Raw genomic sequence first — 18,424 nt, 5'->3', positions numbered from 1 at the left:
CGTGGCGCCGGTGTTCCCGGCCCCCCTGCTCAGCGTGCCTCCAGGATCGCGGCGACGCCCTGCCCGCCTGCGGCGCAGACGGAGACCAGGCCGCGGCCCGAGCCCTTCTCGTGGAGCAGCTTCGCCAGGGTGGCCACGATTCGCCCTCCGGTGGCGGCGAACGGGTGGCCGGCCGCGAGGGAGGAACCGTTGACGTTGAGCCGGCTGCGGTCCACGGGTCCCAGCGGGGCGTCCAGGCCCAGCTTGTTGCGGCAGAAGCCGGCATCCTCCCAGGCGGCGAGGGTGCTCAGGACGGTGCCGGCGAACGCCTCGTGGATTTCGTAAAAGTCGAAGTCCTGGAGGGACAGGCCGTTGCGTTCCAGCAGGCGGGGCACGGCGTAGGCCGGGGCCATTAACAGGCCCTCGCGGCCCCGCACGAAGTCCACGGAGGCGGCCTCGAAGTCCAGGAAGTTCGCCAGCATCGGCAGGTTGTGCTGCCGGGCGAAATCCTCGGAGCCCAGCAGCACGGTGGCGGCCCCATCGGTGAGGGGGGTGGAGTTGCCGGCGGTCATCGTCGCCGTGGTTCCCAGGTCCTTGCCGAAAACGGGCTGGAGCGAGGCCAGCTTTTCCGCACTGGTGTCAGCGCGCAGGTTCGCGTCCCGCGCCAGCCCGCGGTAGGGGGTGATCAGGTCGTCGAAGAAGTTCCGCTCGTAGGCCGCCGCGAGGTTGCGGTGGCTGGCCAGCGCGAGCTGGTCCTGCGCCTCGCGGGTAATTCCCCATGCCGCGGTGGTCAGGGCCTGGTGCTCCCCCATGGACAGCCCGGTGCGCGGCTCCGCGGTACCCGGGGCATCGGGGGCCAGGTCCCGGGGGCGCAGCCGGGCCACGGCGGCCAGCTTCTGCCTGGCGGTCTTGGCGCGGTGGAGTTCCAGCAGCATCCTGCGCAGGCCCTCGCTGACCGCGATGGGGGCGTCGGAGGTGGAGTCGACCCCGCCGCCGATGCCCGATTCGAGCTGTCCCAGCCTGATCTTATTGGCCAGCGAACCGATCGCCTCCATCCCGGTGGCGCAGGCCATCTGCACGTCGTAGGCGGGGGTGTCCGGGGCCAGGGCCGTGGCCAGCACCGCCTCCCGAACCAGGTTGAAATTGCGCGGATGCTTCAGCACCGCGCCGCCGGCGACCGCGCCGAGGCGCTGGCCCTGCAGACCGAAGCGGGCCACGAGCCCGTCAATCGCCGCAGTGAGCATGTCCTGGTTGGAGGCGTGGGCGTAGTGGCCGTGGGCCCGGGCGAACGGGATGCGGTTGCCCCCGATGACGACGGCGGGACGCACCCCGCCTGCCGCATTCCGGGAGGCCTGCGGGACGGTGTTCTCGGGGGACGCGGCCATGGGCGGAGCTCCTTTGGAAGCATGCAAACCGGCGGAAAGGTTACCGATACCGAGCGTACCTGATACGCTGCGTAGCGTGAAGCAGATCACGGGGACGGATCAGCCGGCCACGGAGGGTCGGCCGGCCGCCGACGGACGGTCGGCGCGCTGGGACGGCCACCGGCGCCAGCGGCGCCTCGACCTGGTCAAGGCGGCCCGGGGCGCCGTGCACAGGCTCGGCCCGGGCGCCCCCATGGAGGACATCGCCGCGGCCGCGGGCACCAGCAAATCCGTCTTCTACCGCTACTTCGGGGACAAGGACGGCCTGCGCCAGGCCGTGGGCGAGGTGGTCATCGGACGGACGCGGGCGGAGGTGCTTGCCGCCGGACGCGGGGCCGCCTCGGCCGAGGAGGGCCTGCGCGCCATGGTGTCGGCATACCTGCGCATGGCCGAGACCTCCCCCAACGTGTACTTCTTCGTGACCACCGACCGCGAGGCCGGCTCCGGCCCGGCGGCCCGGGCCCACGGCCGGGAGCTCGACGCCTTCTTCGACGAGGTCCTCGCGATGATGCGGGAGGGGATGCACGCCTACCTGGCCTCCCGCGGCACCGGCCCGGAGCGCTGCGGTGTGGAGGAAAGCGGTCCGGTGGACAACAGTCCGGAGGGCCCCGGGGGGACCGCGGCCGCGCTCGCCTTCTGGCCGCGCGCGGCGCTGGGCATGGTCCGCACCGCCGGCGAGGCCTGGCTGCGCCAGGCCCCCGGACCGGAACGTCCTTCTGCCGCGGAACTCGCGCACACCCTCACCGGGTGGCTTGCGCACGGCATCGCCGGGAGCACCCGGCAGGAAACCGCAGAAAGGCACCCGACGTGGCCCATGCCTCCGGAATGACCCCGGCGCCCGGCGCCCGCTCCCCCGCCGGCGCCCGCTCCCCCGCCGGCGCCCGCTCCCCCGCCGGCGCCCGCTCCCCCGCCGGCGCCCGCTCTCCCGACGGACAGGCCAACCCCGGTCGGGCCGACCCCGCTGTTCAGGCCTCCACCGCCCCCGAAGTCCGGGCCAGCGTCGACGTCCAGGCCCTCGGCGCGCAGCTGCTGGGCCGGTGGGCGGAGGAGCGGCGGGCCTCCCGCGACCTGGCCGGCCGCCCCGAGGTCCGGGGCGTTCCCGGACTGGGCATGGAGGAGCACCGGGCGCGCGTCCTGTCCCAGCTGTCCTACCTGGTGGAGAACGGGGCCATCCAGCGGGCCTTCCCGGCCCGCTTCGGCGGCGCGGACAACCATGGCGGGAACATCGCCGCCTTCGAGGAGCTGGTGCTCGCCGACCCCTCCCTGCAGATCAAGGCCGGCGTGCAGTGGGGGCTGTTCGGCTCGGCGGTGCTGCACCTGGGCACCGCCGAACACCACGAGAAGTGGCTTCCCGGCATCATGTCGCTGGAAGTGCCCGGCGCCTTCGCGATGACGGAAACCGGGCACGGGTCCGACGTCGCCAGCATCGCCACCACGGCCACCTACGATGCCGAAAGCGGCGAGTTCGTCATCGACACCCCGTTCCGCGGGGCGTGGAAGGACTACCTGGGCAACGCGGCGCTGCACGGGCGGGCCGCCGTCGTCTTTGCCCAACTCATCACCCGCGGGGTCAACCACGGAGTGCACGCGTTCTACGTGCCGATCCGGGACGGCAACGGCTTCCTGCCCGGCATTGGCGGCGAGGACGACGGCCTCAAGGGCGGCCTGAACGGCGTCGACAACGGCCGCCTGCATTTCAGCCGGGTGCGCATCCCGCGGACCAACCTGCTGAACCGCTACGGCGACGTCGCCCCGGACGGCACCTACTCCTCCCCCATCGCCAGCCCGGGCCGGCGCTTCTTCACCATGCTGGGCACCCTGGTCCAGGGCCGGGTCTCCCTGGACGGCGCGGCTGTCGCCGCGAGCAAGGCGGCGCTGCAGATCGCGGTCACCTACGCCAACCAGCGCCGCCAGTTCCATGCCTCCTCCAGCACCGCCGAGGAGGTGCTGCTGGACTACCAGCGCCACCAGCGACGGTTGATCCCACGCCTGGCCACCACCTATGCCGCAGCGTTCGCGCACGAGGAACTGCTGGAAAAGTTCGACGACGTCTTCTCCGGAGCCCTGGACACCGACGCCGACCGGCAGGACCTGGAAACCCTGGCCGCGGCGCTGAAGCCGGCCTCCACCTGGCACGCGCTGGACACCCTGCAGGAGTGCCGCGAAGCCTGCGGCGGCGCGGGGTTCCTGGCCGAGAACCGCCTCGTGGGCCTGCGCGCCGACCTGGACGTCTACGCAACCTTCGAGGGCGACAACAACGTGCTCCTGCAGCTGGTCGCCAAGCGCCTGCTGGCCGACTACGCCGAGGAGTTCCGCCATCTCAACGCCGGCGTGCTGGCCCGGTACGTCGTCCGCCAGGCCGGCAGCGCCGCGCTCAGCCGCACCGGCCTGCGCCGCCTGGCGCAGACCGTCACCGACACCGGCTCCGGCGCCCGCGCCGCCGTGGTCCTCAAGGACGCGGCCACCCAGCGGGACCTGCTCACCGACCGGGCCCGGACCATGGTCGCCGAGGTCGCCGGAGTGCTGCGCGGGGCCTCCCAGCTGCCGCGGGCCCAGTCCGCGCAACTGTTCAACCGGCACCAGGAGGAGATCATTGCCGCCGCCGCCGCCCATGCCGAACTCCTGCAGTGGGAGGCCTTCACGCGGGGCCTGGAGCGCGTCGCGGATCCGGGCACCAGGACAGTCCTGACGTGGCTGCGCAACGTGTTTGGCCTGTGTCTGGTGGAGAAGCACCTGGCCTGGTACCTGGTGCGCGGCCGCCTCTCCGCGCAGCGCGCCCGCACCGTGGGCCCCTACGTCAACCGCCTGCTGGAGCGCCTGCGGCCGCATGCGCAGGACCTGGTTGATGCGTTCGGCTACGGCCCAGAGCACCTGCGCGCCCCGATCGCCACCGGCGCCGAGGCCGGGCGCCAGACCGAAGCCCTGGAGCACGCACGCCGGCGGCGGGCCGCGGCTGACGCGCCCGCGGAGGAGGTGCCGCCCGAGCGCCCGCGTCCGGCGGTCCCGGAGCCCGGCCCCGCCCAGGAGCCCGGCCCTGCCCAGGAGCCCGGCCCCGCCCAGGAGCCCGATCCTGCCCAGTAGCTCAGCGCGCCTCCCCCGTCCACCTGAGCGGGCGGGAGGCACGCGGAACCGGCCCCCCGGCTGCCCTCCCCATCGCGCGGCGTCCGCGCTACGCTGGGCCGCGGAAACCGGTCCCGAGCATCGGACGCTGGCAATATGGTGACAACGCAAACGCAGTTCCCGCCCGCCCCCGGGCCCGCACGGCCCGCCACGCCCGCCCCGGGCAACGGACGGGTCTATCCGGGCGATGCCTGGCTCGTGGCCGCCGCGGCCTTTTTGGTCGTGTTCGCGGGCAGCTGGGTCCGCAGCATGTGGTACGACGAGGCGGCGACGGTCACCGGCGCAACCCGGCCGCTGGCGGAGCTGTGGCGGCTGGCCTCGCACGTTGACCTGGTCCACGCTGCCTACTACGGACTGATGCACTTCTGGACCGGCTGGTTCGGCGTCTCCGAGGCGTCCCTGCGCGTGCCGTCGGCGCTGGCGGCGGCGGCGGCCTGCGGGTTGACGGTGGTGCTGGGCCAGCGGATGGGCACCCGCGCCACCGGGGTGCTGGCCGGCACGGTGCTGGCGGTGATGCCGAGGATGATGTGGGCCGGCACCGAGATCCGCCAGTACGCCCTGACCGCGGCCCTCTCCGCCCTGCTGGCGCTGGTCCTGCTGCGGGCCTGGCGGACCGGACGCTTCCGCGACTGGGCCGCGTACGTGGCGGTGGCCGTGGCGGGGGTGGTCATGTTCATGTTCTTCGCCTTCGGCGTGGCCGCCTTGGCCGGTGCCGCCCTGCTGCTGCGCCGGCGTCCGGTGGCCACCCTGGCGGCCTCCGCCGCGGCCGGGGCCATCTGCCTGCCGTTCATCTACCGCTGCATCCAGCAGCAGGGGCAGGTTTCCTGGATCCGCCCCCTTGAGAACGGATTGTTCGAACTCGGCGTGAACCAGTTTTACTCGGGGACCACCCGGGCCACCGGGTGGATCGGCCCGTGGATGGCGGCGCTGGCCCTGCTCTCCCTGCTCCTGGTGGTCGTGGGCCTGGTGGCCGCCGCGCGCACCCGCTCGGCACAGCCCCCGGGCCCGGCCACCCGCCTGCTGGCCGGGGTGGGCCTGTGCGGACTGGTGCTGCCGTTCCTGGGCGTCCTGGCGCTGCAGGTGTTCGGGGAGCCGGCTTACCGGAACCGGTATTTGACCTACACGGCCCCTTTCCTGGCGCTGCTGGTCGGCTCCGGGCTGGCCGTCCTGCTGGCGCGGCGGCCACGGGTGCCGGCGGACAGGATGGCCCGGGCCGCGGGGGCGGCCCGGGTGGCCGGGGCGGCCGCACTGTGCGCGGTGATCGGGCTGGGCATGCTCTTCCAGCCGTGGGTGCGGCTGCACAACGGCGGCGCCTCGGTGCCCACGCGGGAAGTTGCGCAGACTGTGGCGGCGTTCAGCGGGCCGGGCGCCGCGATCGTCCCCAACCGGGCGCACGACCGCTACCGCTTTGTCGCCTACCCCGCACTGTACGCCGCCGTGGAGGACCTCACCCAGAGCCGGGACAGGGTGGCCGCCGGCACCCTGTGGGGCAGCTACCGCAAGGTCACCGCGGAGCAGCTGGCGGGGCGCGGCCAGGTCTGGTGGATCTCCGATACCCGCCGGAAGACCCCGGAGCTGGAGGCGTTCGAGGACGCCGGGTGCACGCTGGTGCGCTCCTGGACGGAGTTTGCCGGCACGCAGCTGCGCGAATACGACTGCGCCGGCTAGCGGCGGCTCCCCGCCGCCGGCGCCAGCCGGGCCCGGCCATGCGCAGGTGTGCCCGGACGGCGGGTTCGGGGGCGGGTCCGGGAACGCGGCTCGCGGAGGGCCGGCTTCTATCCGGCGAGGACTCTATCCGGCGAGGGCGGTGCGGTAGACCTCCAGGGTCTTCTCGGCGATGGACTCCCAGCTGAAGTTGGCGGCCGCACGTTCGCGGCCGGCCCGGCCCATCGCCGCGGCCCGCTCCGGATCCTCCAGGGCCCGGTTGAGCGCGGCCCCGAAGTCCGCCACGAACCCCTCGGCGTCCAGCGGCGTGCCGGTGCCGTCCTGGAGCTGCTCGAGCGGAACCAGGTAGCCGGTTTCCCCGTCGGCCACGACCTCGGGAATGCCTCCGACGGCGCTGGCAACGACGGCGGTGCCGCAGGCCATGGCCTCGAGGTTCACGATGCCCAGCGGCTCGTAGACCGAGGGGCAGGCGAAGACGGTCGCGTGGGAGAGGATCTGTACGACGTCGGCGCGCGGCAGCATCCCCTCGATCACCACCACCCCGTCACGGGTCGCGCGCAGGCCCTCGATGAGGCCGTTGACCTCCTCCGCCAGTTCGGGGGTGTCCGCCGCGCCGGCGCAGAGCACCAGCTGCACGTCCGGGGGCAGCAGGGCGGCGGCGCGCAGCAGGTAGGGGACGCCCTTCTGGCGGGTGATGCGCCCCACGAAGGCGACGGAGCGCCGGTCCGGATCGATTCCGAGCCGGACCAGGGCGTCGGTCCGGGGATCCGGGCGCCAGGTGCCGACGTCGATGCCGTTATGCACCACGTGGACCCTGGCCGGGTCGATGCCCGGGTAGGCGCGCAGGATGTCCGCCCGCATGCCCGCCGAGACGGCGATGACGGCGGCGGCCCCATGGTAGGCCGTGGACTCGGCCCAGGAGCTCAGGGCATAGCCGCCGCCGAGCTGCTCGGCCTTCCAGGGCCGCAGCGGCTCCAGGGAGTGGGCACTGACCACGTGCGGGATTCCGTGCAGCAGGGAACCGAGGTGCCCGGCCATGTTCGCGTACCAGGTGTGGGAATGGACCAGGTCGGCGCCCTGGAGGTCGGAAAGGATCGCCAGGTCGGTGCCCAGGGTTTGCACCGCGGGATTGGCCGTGGCCAACTCGGCCGGCACCCCATAGCTGCTCACGTGCGCGCCGTGGTAGTCCTCGGGGCGGGGATCGCCGAAGGCCCGGACCCTCAGGTCCAGCAGCGGGGCCAGGACCCGCCCGAGTTCGGCCACATGGACCCCGGCGCCGCCATAGATCGCGGGCGGGAATTCTTTGGTAACAATGTCTACGCGCACGTTTACAACGTAGTCGAAATGTGGCCCTTCCCATAGTGTGAAGCCGTAGTGTCCAACACGGTCAGAAGGACCGGACCAGAAGATCCACGGGGGATTGACCATGGCACCAAGGAAGGTACTCGCCGTTGTGCTGGCGGGAGGCGAGGGCAAGCGCCTGATGCCGCTGACGGCGGACCGGGCCAAGCCCGCGGTTCCGTTTGGGGGCAGCTACCGGCTGATCGACTTTGCACTCTCCAACGTCGTGAACTCCGGCTACCGGCGAATCGTCGTCCTGACCCAGTACAAGTCGCACAGCCTTGACCGTCACATTTCGGAGACGTGGCGCATGTCCACGCAGCTGGGCAACTATGTTGCCTCCGTTCCGGCGCAGCAGCGCATGGGCAAGGACTGGTTCCTCGGCTCGGCCAACGCCATCTACCAGTCGATGAACCTGATCCACGACGACCAGCCCGACTACGTGGTGGTCGTCGGTGCGGACCACGTCTACCGCATGGACTTTTCCGCCATGGTCGAGGCTCACATCGCCTCGGGGCTCTCCGCCACCGTGGCGGCCGTGCGCCAGCCGCTCGCGCTGGCCAACCAGTTTGGCGTGATCGAGACCGACCCCGCCCGCCCCGGACGCATCGCCGCGTTCGTCGAGAAGCCCGAGACCACCGCCGGGCTGGAGGACGACCCGTCCTCCTTCCTGGCCTCCATGGGCAACTACGTCTTCAACACGGACGCTCTGGTCGAAGCCCTCGAGCGGGACGCCAAGAACGAGCACACCAAGCACGACATGGGCGGGGACATCGTGCCCTGGTTCGTCTCCCGGGACGACTGCGGGGTCTACGACTTCGACACCAACGTCATCCCCGGCGCCTCCCCCGACGGGCACCACTACTGGCGCGACGTGGGCACCCTGGATTCCTACTACGACGCCCACATGGACCTCATCTCCCCCATCCCGCAGTTCGACCTCTACAACCATGACTGGCCGCTGTACACCCGGCAGACGATCTCCCCTCCGGCCAAGCTGGTCCGCGGGGCGGACGGCACCCAGGGCGAGGCCCACGACTCGATCCTGGGCAACGGCGTCGTGATCTCCGGTGCCCGGGTGCAGCGCTCCGTGCTCGGCACCGATGTCACCGTCCTCCAGGGCGCCCACGTGACCGGGTCGGTGCTGATGGACAACGTCACCGTGGGCGAAGGCGCCCGGGTGCTGCACGCGATCCTGGACAAGAACGTCGTGGTCCCGTCCGGGGCCCGGATCGGGGTGGACCCCGACGAGGACCGGGCCCGCGGGTTTACGGTCACCGACTCCGGCCTGACCGTGCTCAGCAAGGGCCAGGTGGTCCCCGTGTAGGACAGTCCCGCGGCGCCTGCGCGGGACCGCGCAATGGGACCCCGGGCGCCGGGCACGGTAGAGTCCTTCCGTCATGACTGAACAGCTCTCCCCCGAAACCGCCTTCACCGCCGAGGACCTGCAGACCTGCCTGCGGGTCCTCGGCGCCGTCCACACCCTGCCCGACGATGACGACAGCTACATCGCCGTGCGCCACGCCACCAGCAGGATGTTCAAGGAAGTGAAGAAGTACCGCCGCGCGATGGCCCGCCAGGAGGTGCGCGATGCCGACCGGCGCACCATGGAACTGACCGCCACCGGCGCCGCCGACCGCCTGGACGACGAGACCGAGGGCCTGCCGCTGGTGTCCTCGGCAGCGGGGGCCACTGCGGGAGAGTACCTTCGCCCGCGCGGGTGCTACGTCTGCAAGACCGACTACACCACCGTCGACGCCTTCTACCACCACCTGTGCCCCGACTGCGCCCGCGCGGGGCGCGACCGCCGCGACGCGCGGGCCGACCTGACCGGCCGCCGCGCCCTGCTCACCGGCGGGCGGGCGAAGATCGGCATGCACATCGCCCTGCGCCTGCTGCGCGACGGCGCGCACACCACCATCACCACCCGTTTCCCGCGCGACGCCGCCCGCCGCTTCGCGGCACTGCCGGACAGCGCGGACTGGCTCCACCGGCTGCGCATCGTCGGCATCGACCTGCGCGACCCCGCGCAGGTGGTGGCCCTGGCCGACCGCACCGCGGCCGAAGGTCCACTGGACATCCTGATCAACAACGCCGCGCAGACCGTGCGCCGCACCGGCAACGCCTACCGCCACCTGATCGGGGCCGAGTCCGTGCCGCTGCCCCCCGAACTCGGACCTGGCAACGGCGGTCCCGAGGTCTGGGGAGCCGGGCACGCCCCGGAGGCCCACCCGCGAACCCTGGCCGCGGCCTTCGACCTGGCCACCGGCGCCCTGGAACAAACCCGCACGGTCGCCCCGGAAAAGCTGGCGGCCCTGGCCATGACGGCCGGCTCGGCCTCCCTGGAGCGCATCGCCGCGGGGACCGCCATCGACGCCGGCGGGCTGGTTCCGGACCTGGTCACCGAGAACAGCTGGACCCAAGTCCTCGGGTCGGTGGAGGCGCTGGAACTGCTGGAGGTGCAGCTGTGCAACGTGACCGCGCCGTTCCTGCTGGCCAGCAGGCTGCGCCCGGCGCTGGCCGCCTCCGCGGCCCGGCGCAAGTACGTCGTGAACGTCTCGGCCATGGAGGGCCAGTTCTCCCGGCGCTACAAGGGCGCCGGGCACCCGCATACGAACATGGCCAAGGCCTCCCTGAACATGATGACGCGCACCTCCGCCGAGGAGCTGTTCGAGACGGACCGGATCCTGATGACCGCGGTGGATACCGGGTGGATCACGGACGAGCGCCCGCACGAGGCCAAGCTGCGCAAGGCCGCCGAGGGATGGCACGCGCCGCTGGACCTGGTCGACGGCGCGGCCCGGGTCTACCAGCCCATCGTCGACGGCGAACGCGGGATTGACCTGTACGGCTGCTTCCTCAAGGACTACCGGCCGTCCCCCTGGTGACGGAGACGGCCGGCGCGCCGGGGTCGCCTCAGGCGAGGCGGGTGATCTCCACGGAGACCGCCAGGGTCGAGGCCCCGCCGCCGGTCTGGATGCCCTTGAGCGGGGTCACGTCCCGGTAGTCGCGCCCCCGGGCCACGGAGACGTGGAAGTCGCCAGCCGGCTTATGGTTGGTGGGGTCCCAGGAATGCCACTCGCCGTCCCACCATTCGAGCCAGGCGTGGGACTGCCCGGCAACGGTTTCCCCCACCGCGGCATCCGGGCGCGGGTGGATGTACCCCGACACATAGCGGGCCGGAATGCCCAGGCTCCGCAGCGCCCCGATGCCCACGTGGGCCAAGTCCTGGCAGACGCCGCGGCGTTCGCGCCAGGCGTCCTCGGCGTTGAAGTGCACCGCGGTTACCCCCGGAACGTACTCCATCGTGTTGCGCAGCCACCCGAAGACCGCGTGTGCGGCGTCGTTCGGGTTCCCCAGGCCGCGGAAGCCCGCGACGGCGTCGCGCACCTCCGGTCCCGGATCGCTCAGCTGGGACTGGGGAAGCCAGTCGGAGAAGTCGTTGAGCACCGCTTCGGTCCCCAGCAGCTCCCAGGCGGCCACGTCTTCCGCAGGGCGCTCCAGGCGGTGGACTTCCACGGTGGCCCGCGCGTCCACCTCGAGGTAGTCGTGCGGGACCGTCATGTCAAAGGCCGTGACCCGGGTGCCCCAGTAGTCGCGGTAGACGCTGATGACAGCCAGGTTGGGCGAGACCTCCAGGGTGGACTCCAGGACCACCTGCTGGGCGTCCGTCAGCGGGGACATCCGCGCCTCGTTGTAGCTCAGCCCGACCCGGGAGGCGTAGCTGTAGCGGGTGATGTGGCGGATCTTCAGGCGGGTCACGAATTCTCTCCTACCCACGCGGCCTCGGCGGCCGGCGAGAAGTATTTGCGGCTGATGGAGTTGGAGGCCTGCGCCACGGCCTTCTGGACGCGGTCCGTGTGCTCGGGCAGCACGTGAATCAGGTCTTCGGGTTCATGGAACTCCAGGAAGGAACGCACCTGCCCCACGATGCGGCGGGCGTCCGACTGGAACCCCACGCGCTGGGTGCTGGGGTCCAGCTCCTGCAGCGTGCGTTCGGCGACGCTGAGCGAGTGCACGATCGAGCGCGGGAACAGCCGGTCCAGCAGCAGGAACTCGGCGGCGTAGCGCTCGTCGAACGCGGCCCCACGGGTCCGCAGGAAAGACTCGTAGGCTCCGGCGCAGCGCAGCATGGTGACCCACGAGAGGCCTCCGCCCTGCGTCTCCGCGGTGGAGAGCATCCGGGCCGTCATGTCTGCCTGCTCGAGGCTGCGCCCCAGCATCAGGAAATGCCAGGACTCGTCATGGCTCATGGTGCTTTCAGCGGAGCCGCGCACCATCGCCGTGCGCTCCAGCGCCCACTGGCAGAAATGAAAGGTCCCCACCACGTCCTTGCGGTGCTGGCTCAGCCCGTACCAGGTGGTGTTCAGGGTCTCCCACACGGCGGCGGAAACCGTCTCCCGGGCCCGGCGGGCGTTTTCCCTGGCCGCGCCGAGGGATCCTGAGATGGAGGTGGCATTGGTGGTGTCGTACGCCATCCGGTGCAGCAGCTGGGGCAGCCCGAAGTCCTCGGTGTCCGGGCGCGCGCCCATGATGGCCAGCAGTTCACGCGAGGCCTGCCGCTGCTGGCGCAGCGGCATCTGGTTCAGGCGCTCCAGGTGGACATCGAGGATGCGGGCGGTGCCGTCGGCGCGCTCGATGTAGCGGCCGATCCAAAAAAGCGATTCGGCGATGCGGCTCAGCATGCTGCGGGTCCTTCCCCGGCGCGCACGCCGGCGTGATTGGGGCGGGCGGCGCTCACTGCTGCTGCTCCGGCTGCTCTTCGGCGCCGCCGTCATCGGCAACGCCGACGTCGATCGGCCACAGGTGGGTGCGTTCCCGGGGGGCCTCCGGGGGTGCGGGAAGCGGTACCTCCGGCTCCTGCGGGGTGTCGGCCAGGACCCAGGTGTCCTTGGAGCCGCCGCCCTGGGAGGAGTTCACAATCAGCGATCCCTCCTTCAGCGCCACGCGGGTCAGCCCGCCCGGGAGCACCCAGACGTCTTCGCCGTCATTGACGGCGAAGGGGCGCAGGTCCACGTGGCGGGGGCTGAAGCGGCCGCCGGACATGGTCGGGACGGTGGAGAGCTGAAGGACCGGCTGCGCGATCCAGCCGCGCGGATCCTTGAGCACCCGGGCCCGCAGCGCATCGAGCTGTTCGCGGCTGGCGTCCGGGCCGACCACCAGGCCCTTGCCGCCGGATCCGTCCACGGGCTTGACGACCAGTTCGTCGAGGCGGTCCAGGACTTCCTCGCGCGCGGCCTCATCCTCGAGGCGGAAGGTGTCCACGTTCGGGATAACCGGCTCCTCGCTGAGGTAGTAGCGGATCAGGTCCGGCACGTAGGTGTAGACGAGCTTGTCGTCGGCCACGCCGTTGCCCACCGCGTTCGCGATGGTCACCCCGCCCGCCCGGGCCGCGTTGACGATGCCCGGGCAGCCCAGGACGGAGTCGGAGCGGAACTGCTGCGGGTCCAGGAACTCGTCGTCGATGCGCTTGTAGATCACGTCCACCCGGCGCTCGCCCGCGGTGGTGCGCATGTAGACCCGGTTGCCGCGGCAGACCAGGTCGCGGCCCTCGACCAGCTCGACGCCCATGAGGCCGGCCAGCAGGGTGTGCTCGAAGTAGGCGCTGTTGAACACGCCGGGGGTCAGCACCACGACAGTGGGGTCCTCGATGCCGCCCGGCGCGGTCTTGCGCAGCGCGGACAGCAGGCGGCGCGGATACTCCTCGACGTGCCGGACGTTCTGCTGGCCGAACGCCTCCGGAAGGCCCTTGGCCATGGCCCGGCGGTTCTCCAGCACGTAGGAGACCCCGGAGGGGACCCTGACGTTGTCCTCAAGCACCCGGAAGGTGCCTTCCTGGTCCCGCACGATGTCAATGCCGGAGATGTGCACCCGCACGCCCCCGGCCGGGCGGAAGCCGTGGACCTGGCGGTGGAAGTGGGCGCTGGAGGTGATCAGCCGGCGCGGGACGACCCCGTCGGCCACGACGTTCATCCTGTCGTAGACATCGTCGAGGAACGCCTCCAGGGCCTTCACCCGCTGGGCGACGCCGCGCTCGAGGATGTCCCAGTCGGAGCTGGAGATCACCCGGGGAACGATGTCCAGCGGAAAGGGACGTTCCTCGCCGGCGAAGTCGAACGTGACGCCCCGGTCCAGGAAGGTCCGGGCCATGGAGTCGGCGCGGGCGGTCACGTCGTCAAGGGTCAGTTCGCCGAGCGCGGCGGCCACCTGCACATATTCGGCCCGGACCGAGTGGTCCCTGCCGAACATCTCGTCGAACGCGGCGGACCGGCCCTGTGCTGCGGCGTAGTCCTCAAATAGATCTGGCATAGGTGCAACCTTTTCACGCCGGCGCGCCAACGCGCACATTCGCCGCCGCCGGGGGCCGCTGTGTTGCACCGGTACGGGACGCGTCACATTTTCCGGCCCGGGCCGGGCCGGGCCCAGCACACGGGAATCGCGGCGCTTGCTGGTTGAATGGGCTCGTGGACGACGCAGAAAACCCGCCTGCCGGCAACATTGCCCGCGCCGAGGCCGCCGAACGGGCCCGTATCCTGGCCGTGGACTCCTACCAGGTCCATTTGGACCTCTCCGGAGCCCGCGACCCGGAGCGCGCCGGGTATCCGTCGCGGACCCGGGTCACTTTCTCCTGCTCGGAGCCGGGTGCCGGCACGTTCCTGGACTTCATCCACGGCGGGGTCTCCGCCGTCACGCTCAACGGTCACCGGCTGGACCCCGGCAGCTGCGTCGTCGGGGACCGCATCCTGCTGCCGGGCCTGGCCGCACGCAACACCGCCATCGTCGAGGGAACCGCCCTGTACAGCACCAGCGGCGAGGGGCTGCACCGCTACACGGACCCCGCCGACGGGGAAACCTACCTGTACACCCAGTTTGAGCCCGCCGATGCCCGGCGGGTCTTCGCAAACTTCGAGCAGCCGGACCTGAAGGCCGAGTTCGACTTCACCGTCACCGCTCCGGCCGGCTGGCACGTGGCCTCCAACGGCGCCGCCCGCGGCCGCGAGGAAAACCCCGACGGCACCACGACGCACTTCTTCGAACCCACCCGCCGCATCCCCACCTACATCACCGCCGTGCTGGCCGGGCCCTACCACCGGGCCACGGACAGCTGGCGGCGGGAAGGCCCCGACGGCACCGTCCTGGAGGTGGCCCTCGGGGCGGCCTGCCGCGCCTCGCTCGCACCGCACTTCGATGCCGGCGCCATCTTCGAGACCACCAAGCGCGGCCTGGACTTCTTCCACGACCTCTTTGGCTACCCCTATCCGTGGGGCAAGTACGACCAGGCGTTCGTCCCCGAGTACAACCTGGGCGCCATGGAAAACCCGGGCCTGGTCACGTTCACCGAGTCCTACGTCTTCACCTCCCGCGCCACGGAGGCGCAGTACGAGGCCCGGGACACCACGCTGCTGCACGAGATGGCCCACATGTGGTTCGGGGACCTGGTCACCATGCGCTGGTGGGATGACCTGTGGCTCAAGGAGTCCTTCGCGGACTACATGGGCACCCTGGCCGCGGCCGAGGCCGCCGGCCGGCCGGCCGCCTGGGTGACCTTCGCCAGCCGGCGCAAGGCCTGGGCCTACGTGCAGGACCAGCTGCCCACCACGCACCCGATCGTGGCCGACATCCCGGATTTGGAGGCGGCCCGGCAAAACTTCGACGGCATCACCTACGCCAAGGGCGCCTCCGTGCTCAAGCAGCTGGCGGCGTACGTGGGCCGGGACGCGTTTACTGCCGCGGCCCGCGGCTACTTCCGCCGCCACGCCTACGGGAACACCACGCTGCGCGACTTCCTGGACGCGCTGGAGGACGCCTCGGGGCGGGACATGGGCGCCTGGGCGGACGCCTGGCTGCGCACCGCCGGCGTGCCCGTGTTGGGCGTGGAGCTCGGGGACGATGGCGGCGGCCGGCCGGGCGCGGTGCTCACCTCCGCGACGCTGCGCCAGGAAGGCCGGGACCCGCAGGCCGGCACCCGGGTCCTGCGCCCGCACCTGCTGCGCCTGGGCCTGTTCGAACTGCGCGGGGGCGCGCTGGAACGCACCGGATCGCTGGACGTGGAGGCCACCGGCGCCGCCACGGAGCTGGGGGCGCTGGCGGGCCGGCCGCGCCCGGCGCTGGTGCTGCCCAACGACGGGGACCTGACCTACGCGAAGGTGCGCCTGGACCCGGTCTCCGCGGAGACCCTCCTGGGTCATCTGGACACGCTGGACGAGCCGCTCGCGCGGGCCACCGCGTGGGCCTCCCTGTGGAACATGGTGCGCGACGCGATCCTGCCGGCGCCGCGCTTTTTGGGCGCGGTGCGGCGGATGGCGGCCTCGGCGCGCGAGGTCTCGGTGCTGCAGCAGCTGCTGGAGCAGGCCGCCACGGCGGTGGAGGCCTACTGCTCCCCCGCGCTGCGCTCCGGCGAGCACCAGCTGCTGGTCGAGGCCGTGCACGGGCACCTGGCCGCGGCGGAGCCGGGCTCGGACCACCAGCTGGCGTTCGCACGCAGCCTCGCCGCGCTGGCCCGGGCGGGCGGAGCCGACGAGACGGTGGTGGACCTGCTGGCCGGGAACGCGGCGATCCCCGGGCTGGTCGTGGACGAGCAGCTGCGTTGGGCGCTGCTGCAGGCGGCGGCCGCGCGGGCCCTGGTGGACGTGGACAGGCTGGACGAGGAGCTCGCCGCCGTGCCCTCCGCAGTCGCTATGGTGGGCCACGCCGTGGCCGTGGCCGCCCGCCCGAGCCTCCAGGCCAAGCGGGAGGCCTGGGATGCGGCGCTGTCCGGAGCCGGGCCCGACGGCCGGGCGCTCTCCAATGACCTGCTCTCCGCGGCGGTCAGGGGATTTGGGATCGGAAGCCACGAGCTGCTGGACGGCTTCACGGCCGGATACTGGCCGGAGTTGTCGGGAATCTGGTCCCGCATGAGCATCGGCCAGGCCACCCGCGTGGTGGAGGGGCTTTTCCCGCGCCGCCAGGACCTGGGGCCGGAGGGCCCCGAGGCGCACCCGGTGCTGGCGGCGGCCGACGCGTGGCTGAGGGAGAACGCGGAGGCCCCGCCTGCGCTGCGCCGGATCGTCCTCGAGCAGCGCGACCACCTCTCCCGGTCCCTGCGGGCCCAGGCGGCTTCGGAAACCCAGGATTGAAGGCCAGGGCTGAAGGCTTGGACTGAAGGCTAGGACCCCGCGTCCCCGCCGATTTTCGGCCCTGGCCTGCCCCCGGCAGCGGGCGCTGGTCACGCGCCGGGGAGAGCCGCGGCTGGGGCACCCGCGGCTGGGGCACCCGGGCCTAGGGGACCCGGGCGGTCCACTCCCGGCTGCGGAACTTGGCTTGGGCCAGTTCCCGGGCGGCGGCAAGGGACCCTTCGCCCAGCCGGGTCCGGCGGGCCCCGTAGCGGGCGGCGAACGTGGACATCATGTGCTCGATGATTTGGGTGCGGCCCAGGCCCGTCTGCCGCCGGAGCGGGTCCACCCGCTTCCGGGCACTTGATACTCCCTTGTCGGAGAGCTTTTCGCGGCTGATGCGCAGGACCTCGGCCATCTTGTCCGCGTCAATGTCGTAGCTCATGGTGACGTGGTGCAGCAGGCCGCCGGCCAGGCGCTTTTGGGCGGCGCCGCCGATCTTCCCTGCCGGGGTGGCGATGTCGTTCAGCGGCTTGTAGAAAGCCTCGACGCCGACCCCCGCCAGGGCCTCGATGACCCAGTCGTCCAGGAACGGGTACGAGTCGGCGAAGCCCATCCCGTCCACCAGCGAGGCCGGCAGGTACAGGGAGTAGGTAATGGCGTTGCCCGGCTCCATGAACATGGCCCCGCCCCCACTGATGCGGCGCACCACCGTGACGCCGTGCCGGTCGGCCCCGAACGGGTCCACCTCGTTGCGCAGCGACTGGAAGCTGCCGATGACCACGGAACGCTCCCGCCATTCCCACAGCCGCAGCGTCGGGTTGCGGCTGCCGGCGGCGACCTCGCGGGTCAGGACCTCGTCGAGGGCCACCTGCTCGGCGATGGGCAGCGGTTCCGGGGGCAGGATCTCCCAGTCGTGGTCGGTCCAGGTGGTGGCGTATCCCAGCGCGCGGCGGACCGCGAGGGCCACCGCCGCGGCGTCGAACCCGAACATCACCGCGCCGGCGGGCACGGCGGCGGCGACGGCGTCGCGCAGGGCCGCGTGTGAGGTGTCGGCGGGCAGCCCCGCCAGGGCCGCATTGATGTCGGCCAGGACTTCGTCGGGTTCGAGGAAGAAATCCCCGTTGATGCTGGCCGACAGGATCCGCCCCTCCCGGGCCACCAGGTCCGCGACCACAAGCTTTCCGCCGGGGACCTTGTATTCGCCGTGGAGGCCGGGGCCGGAGGGAGGCAGGTTGTTCGGCATGCCAACCATTTTAGGGATCAGTTTTACGTTTCCGGGACCCGGTGGGCCGCTGTCCCGGAAACGAGGAAGGGACCCCCAAGGGGGTCCCTTCGCTGCGTGGGCGTGAAGACTTACTTCTTGCCGAAGTTCTTGAAGCGGGCGTTGAAGCGCTCCACGCGGCCGGCGGAGTCCATGATGCGCTGCTTGCCCGTGTAGAACGGGTGGGAAGCGGCGGAGATTTCGACGTCGATGACCGGGTAGGTGTTGCCGTCCTCCCACTCGATGGTCTTGTTGGAGGTCGCGGTGGAGCGGGTCAGGAACTTCTCGCCGGAAGCCAGGTCGTTGAAAACGATCGGGGCGTACTGCGGGTGGATGTCAGCCTTCATGCGTAAAACCTTTGTTCGCGCCCCTGGATTTTGCCAGGGGCCAATGGATGATCGGCCCAGTCCGGGCCGACTATCCACTATATCCCACGGGCCCTGCCGGCCCAACCCGGACACGCCAACCCGTACACGCCTTCCCCCGCCGCTGCCCGGGCCCGGGCAAGCCCGCGGACCGGGCGCGGGGGGCTCGGCAGG

At 71.8% G+C, this 18,424-nt stretch carries 13 protein-coding genes; 6 read left to right on the top strand and 7 right to left on the bottom strand.

What is annotated here, in order from left to right; all coding sequences use genetic code 11:
• Positions 1-29: 29 nt before the first annotated feature.
• On the bottom strand, positions 30-1,364 hold the full coding sequence (locus tag NCCP_RS02840) for an acetyl-CoA C-acetyltransferase (RefSeq protein WP_149955609.1): 1,335 nt from the start codon (positions 1,362-1,364) through the stop codon (positions 30-32).
• Positions 1,365-1,440: 76 nt separating this feature from the next.
• Here NCCP_RS02840 and NCCP_RS02835 point away from each other — a divergent pair, with 76 nt between their 5' ends.
• The 3 genes from NCCP_RS02835 (at position 1,441) to NCCP_RS02825 (ending at position 6,191) form a co-directional block, all read left to right on the top strand.
• The gene (locus NCCP_RS02835) at positions 1,441-2,232 is read left to right on the top strand and encodes a TetR/AcrR family transcriptional regulator (protein WP_225873641.1); all 792 of its coding nucleotides are present in this window, start codon (positions 1,441-1,443) and stop codon (positions 2,230-2,232) included.
• Entirely contained in the window at positions 2,229-4,484 is a 2,256-nt protein-coding gene (locus tag NCCP_RS02830) for an acyl-CoA dehydrogenase family protein (protein WP_149955900.1), read from the top strand. The genes NCCP_RS02835 and NCCP_RS02830 overlap by 4 nt, the downstream gene beginning before the upstream one ends.
• 135 nt (positions 4,485-4,619) lie before the next feature.
• On the top strand, positions 4,620-6,191 hold the full coding sequence (locus NCCP_RS02825) for a glycosyltransferase family 39 protein (RefSeq protein ID WP_149955605.1): 1,572 nt from the start codon (positions 4,620-4,622) through the stop codon (positions 6,189-6,191).
• 123 nt (positions 6,192-6,314) lie between these two features.
• Here the strand turns inward: NCCP_RS02825 and glgA are convergent, their stop codons facing one another.
• On the bottom strand, positions 6,315-7,514 hold the full coding sequence (glgA, locus tag NCCP_RS02820) for a glycogen synthase (RefSeq protein ID WP_149955603.1): 1,200 nt from the start codon (positions 7,512-7,514) through the stop codon (positions 6,315-6,317).
• Positions 7,515-7,608: 94 nt separating this feature from the next.
• Between glgA and glgC the strand changes: the two genes are divergently transcribed.
• Positions 7,609-8,856: a glucose-1-phosphate adenylyltransferase gene (gene glgC, locus NCCP_RS02815; protein WP_172627269.1), complete on the top strand. Its 1,248-nt coding sequence runs from the start codon at positions 7,609-7,611 to the stop codon at positions 8,854-8,856.
• Between the two features lie 73 nt (positions 8,857-8,929).
• Positions 8,930-10,417 carry an SDR family NAD(P)-dependent oxidoreductase gene (locus NCCP_RS02810; RefSeq protein WP_149955599.1) on the top strand — a complete coding sequence of 496 codons (1,488 nt, stop codon included), beginning with the start codon at positions 8,930-8,932 and terminating at the stop codon, positions 10,415-10,417.
• A gap of 28 nt (positions 10,418-10,445) precedes the next feature.
• Here the strand turns inward: NCCP_RS02810 and NCCP_RS02805 are convergent, their stop codons facing one another.
• The 3 genes from NCCP_RS02805 to NCCP_RS02795 are packed head-to-tail and all read right to left on the bottom strand — an operon-like array spanning position 10,446 to position 13,838.
• Positions 10,446-11,291 (bottom strand): transglutaminase family protein, encoded by an 846-nt coding sequence (locus tag NCCP_RS02805; RefSeq protein ID WP_149955597.1) that lies wholly within the window; start codon positions 11,289-11,291, stop codon positions 10,446-10,448.
• Positions 11,288-12,214, bottom strand: coding sequence for an alpha-E domain-containing protein (locus NCCP_RS02800; protein ID WP_149955595.1), 927 nt, complete (start codon positions 12,212-12,214; stop codon positions 11,288-11,290). Before NCCP_RS02800 ends, NCCP_RS02805 begins: the two co-directional genes overlap by 4 nt.
• A 52-nt stretch (positions 12,215-12,266) precedes the next feature.
• Positions 12,267-13,838: a circularly permuted type 2 ATP-grasp protein gene (locus NCCP_RS02795; protein ID WP_149955593.1), complete on the bottom strand. Its 1,572-nt coding sequence runs from the start codon at positions 13,836-13,838 to the stop codon at positions 12,267-12,269.
• Positions 13,839-13,993: 155 nt separating this feature from the next.
• Here NCCP_RS02795 and pepN point away from each other — a divergent pair, with 155 nt between their 5' ends.
• Positions 13,994-16,645 (top strand): aminopeptidase N, encoded by a 2,652-nt coding sequence (pepN, locus tag NCCP_RS02790; protein WP_149955591.1) that lies wholly within the window; start codon positions 13,994-13,996, stop codon positions 16,643-16,645.
• A 142-nt stretch (positions 16,646-16,787) separates the two neighbouring features.
• Here pepN and NCCP_RS02785 read toward each other — a convergent pair whose 3' ends face one another.
• A complete protein-coding gene (locus NCCP_RS02785; RefSeq protein ID WP_414727693.1) occupies positions 16,788-17,876 on the bottom strand; it encodes a lipoate-protein ligase LplAB in 1,089 nt (362 codons plus the stop codon).
• Positions 17,877-17,977: 101 nt separating this feature from the next.
• Positions 17,978-18,232: a type B 50S ribosomal protein L31 gene (locus NCCP_RS02780; protein ID WP_149955587.1), complete on the bottom strand. Its 255-nt coding sequence runs from the start codon at positions 18,230-18,232 to the stop codon at positions 17,978-17,980.
• Positions 18,233-18,424: the final 192 nt, after the last annotated feature.

Origin of the sequence: Zafaria cholistanensis (assembly GCF_008580665.1) — a bacterium.
GTDB classification, from domain to species: Bacteria; Actinomycetota; Actinomycetes; order Actinomycetales; family Micrococcaceae; genus Zafaria; species Zafaria cholistanensis.
This window is presented reverse-complemented; position numbering and strand designations above follow the sequence as displayed.

Bases quoted from the DNA above. Each gene is read 5' to 3' on its own strand.
- NCCP_RS02825 (WP_149955605.1), top strand. From the start codon at position 4,620: ATGGTGACAACGCAAACGCAGTTCCCGCCCGCCCCCGGGCCCGCACGG.
- NCCP_RS02780 (WP_149955587.1), bottom strand. From the start codon at position 18,232: ATGAAGGCTGACATCCACCCGCAGTACGCCCCGATCGTTTTCAACGAC.
- NCCP_RS02795 (WP_149955593.1), bottom strand. From the start codon at position 13,838: ATGCCAGATCTATTTGAGGACTACGCCGCAGCACAGGGCCGGTCCGCC.
- NCCP_RS02800 (WP_149955595.1), bottom strand. From the start codon at position 12,214: ATGCTGAGCCGCATCGCCGAATCGCTTTTTTGGATCGGCCGCTACATC.
- NCCP_RS02810 (WP_149955599.1), top strand. From the start codon at position 8,930: ATGACTGAACAGCTCTCCCCCGAAACCGCCTTCACCGCCGAGGACCTG.
- NCCP_RS02830 (WP_149955900.1), top strand. From the start codon at position 2,229: ATGACCCCGGCGCCCGGCGCCCGCTCCCCCGCCGGCGCCCGCTCCCCC.
- NCCP_RS02785 (WP_414727693.1), bottom strand. From the start codon at position 17,876: ATGGTTGGCATGCCGAACAACCTGCCTCCCTCCGGCCCCGGCCTCCAC.
- NCCP_RS02840 (WP_149955609.1), bottom strand. From the start codon at position 1,364: ATGGCCGCGTCCCCCGAGAACACCGTCCCGCAGGCCTCCCGGAATGCG.